This window comes from Actinomadura bangladeshensis, assembly GCF_004348335.1.
In the GTDB taxonomy this organism is placed as follows: domain Bacteria; phylum Actinomycetota; class Actinomycetes; order Streptosporangiales; family Streptosporangiaceae; genus Spirillospora; species Spirillospora bangladeshensis.
In genome coordinates, this window is record NZ_SMJW01000576.1 from 1 (window position 1) to 810 (window position 810).

The 810-nt window shown below is 76.2% G+C and carries 1 protein-coding gene; it reads right to left on the bottom strand.

All coding sequences use genetic code 11. From position 1 onward, the window contains the following. Positions 1-50: 50 nt before the first annotated feature. Complete coding sequence (locus tag E1284_RS40950; protein ID WP_131945476.1) at positions 51-548, bottom strand: SAV_6107 family HEPN domain-containing protein; 498 nt, start codon at positions 546-548, stop codon at positions 51-53. Positions 549-810 lie beyond the last annotated feature (262 nt).

An 810-nucleotide genomic window follows, 5' to 3' on the forward strand; every position in this document is an offset into this window, starting at 1 on the left:
ACTCCGGCGGAGGCCGGCCCCGGGGAGGCGGGGCGGGCCTCCGGCGGTGGCTAGCCGGCCTCGGGGACCGGCAGGGTGGGCTGCCCGTCGATGCCGAGGGTGTCCTCGACGAGGGTGACGAACACCTCCGCGTCGTGCACGAGTTCCTCCGCCTCGCGCGGGGTGACGGCGCGCGGCAGGCCCGCCTCGGCGGCGGCGCGCTTGTCGGCGCCGGCGGCGAAGAACGCGGCCCACTCGCGCAGCGCGGGCTCGGCCTCGGGCAGCAGCACCCATACGCTGCGCGGCCGGCCGCGGCGGTGGGTCTCCAGGGGCTCCTTGGACGCCAGCACCGCGGCGGCCGCGCGCAGCGCGGCCAGGTGGGCGCAGACGTAGCGGACGGCGGGCGAGGACGCCTCGGCCGCCTCGGCGAGGCCCATGCGGGCGGCGTGCAGCTGGCCGACGGCCGTGTGCGCCGGGCGCGGCGCGGGCATCGGGCGGTGGCGTGGGCTGGGTGGCGGGACGGACTGGGCGGCGGAGTGGACCCCGCGTGCGGTCATCGTTCCGGACATGTGTGCCTCCTTCCGGGCTCGGGCCGGCCGGGCGGAGAGCTTCCCCTCACTCCGCCCGGCCGTCCGTCCCGCCGAAACACCGCGATCGGCGGGGACGTCGCCCTGGCGCGGGCCGCGAGTCCCGCACCAACGTCGAACATAAGTTCGACGCATTCACAGTAAACCGCCCTGACGGCGATTCGTCAACGTGTTCGAACGTGTGTCGTGCGCCGCAGGTCAGCGGGCATGCCGACAGGACAGCAGCGGGGTACGACAGTTCGCT